Annotated in this window: 1 protein-coding gene; it reads right to left on the bottom strand. The window is 43.4% G+C overall.

Translation table 11 applies throughout. The annotated features are described in order from the left end of the window. Positions 1-317 precede the first annotated feature (317 nt). Positions 318-1,370, bottom strand: coding sequence for a threonine aldolase family protein (locus WMO25_RS17850; protein WP_349086555.1), 1,053 nt, complete (start codon positions 1,368-1,370; stop codon positions 318-320). Positions 1,371-1,586 lie beyond the last annotated feature (216 nt).

Below are 1,586 nucleotides of genomic sequence, written 5' to 3'. Positions count from 1 at the left end.
CTCTGCTGGTTCTTCAAATTCTCTATCTGGCTCTGGACTTCTGCCTTCGTTGCCGCCATTGTCGGAACTGCAAGTGAAACGCTGAGCGCTGCAACCAGAACACATCTGGTAAATCTCTTTAAACCGTGTTTCATGAAATACTCCTTCCAAAACGCTGTTTCAATCTCAATAATAATAGGGTTCCTCCACGATATATCGTATATAAAAACCCATCTGTGCATAATTATAGCATTTTCGGGCGCCTATTTCAAGTGTATTTCTAAATTATTTCAAAATTATTACAAAGCCATCTGTGCTTTGCAGATTTTACATTAACTTTACATCATCTGTGATCTGATTTGGTTGAGATCCGCAATCAAGGCATCCACATTTTCTTCCTTTGTAGCCCAGCTTGTGCAGAATCGCACGGCACTATGGCTCTCATCTGTTTTCTCCCAGAAAGAATAACTGTACTTCCCGGCTAATTTTTCAAGAACAGCATCCGGCAAAACAGGCAGCTGCTGATTTGTTGAATTCTCCACATAAAAGCCATAACCGCACGCCTGGAATGCTTTTTTGAGTTTCATAGCCATATCAATGGCATGTCTGGAAATCTGCCAGTAAAGTCCATCCTCAAAAAGCGTCTGGAACTGAATACCAAGAAGCCGTCCTTTTGCCAGCATGCCGCCGCGCTGTTTGATCATATAGCGGAAGTCTTTACTAATGGCAGGATTCGTTATCACGACAGCCTCACCAAACAACGCACCGACTTTTGTACCGCCGATATAGAAAACATCACACAATCTCGCAATGTCTTCCAATGTTACATCATTATCTGCTGCCATCAGACCATAACCGAGGCGGGCGCCATCCAGGAATAATGGCATACCGCATTCATGGCAGACATGACTGATTGCTTCCAGTTCCTGCTTATAATAAATCGTTCCGTTCTCAGTAGGATTGGAAATATATACCATTCCCGGCTGAACCATATGCTCTGAGCTGCCATCATTCATATGTGCTTCATAGGCTGCTTTAATCTGTTCAGCTGTTATCTTTCCCGCATGATCGCAAGGCAGAGCCAGCACTTTATGTCCTGTTGCCTCAATCGCTCCCGATTCATGAACATTGATATGGCCGCTTGCTGCTGTCAGCACCCCCTGATATGGCCGAAGAGCAGTGCAGATAATGGTCGTATTGGTCTGTGTTCCTCCGACCAAAAACTGCACATCAATATCTTCGCGGCCACAGGCCTTACGGATCAAACGTCTTGCCTCGTCACAATAAGGATCCAGACCATACCCTGGGGTTTGATCCATGTTTGTCTCAACCAGGCGCTCCAGAATCTTCGGATGGGCGCCTTCTGCATAATCACACTGAAATTCTATCATCATTCTACCGTTACTGAAAACTTATAAAAAGTTATAAACTTCCATGTTTCATTCCTATTTCAACGAGTATGCTTTTGATGATATAAATATCTATCTACTCACAAGTTCTTGTACTCTCCATAGGCGTAAATTCCGGACTAACGTATCCGTACATATTTGCATTAACGTTTCAGTGTTAGCTTGCAAATCGTTCTCCATAAGCCTTGAGATTTATAG

Source organism: Coprococcus intestinihominis, from assembly GCF_040096555.1.
Classification (GTDB): domain Bacteria; phylum Bacillota; class Clostridia; order Lachnospirales; family Lachnospiraceae; genus Coprococcus_A; species Coprococcus_A intestinihominis.
The sequence above is the reverse complement of the archived record's forward strand: the minus strand, read 5'-3'. Positions and strand labels throughout refer to the sequence as shown.

Coding starts and splice junctions, on each gene's coding strand:
- WMO25_RS17850 (WP_349086555.1), bottom strand. CDS start 1,370: ATGATAGAATTTCAGTGTGATTATGCAGAAGGCGCCCATCCGAAGATT.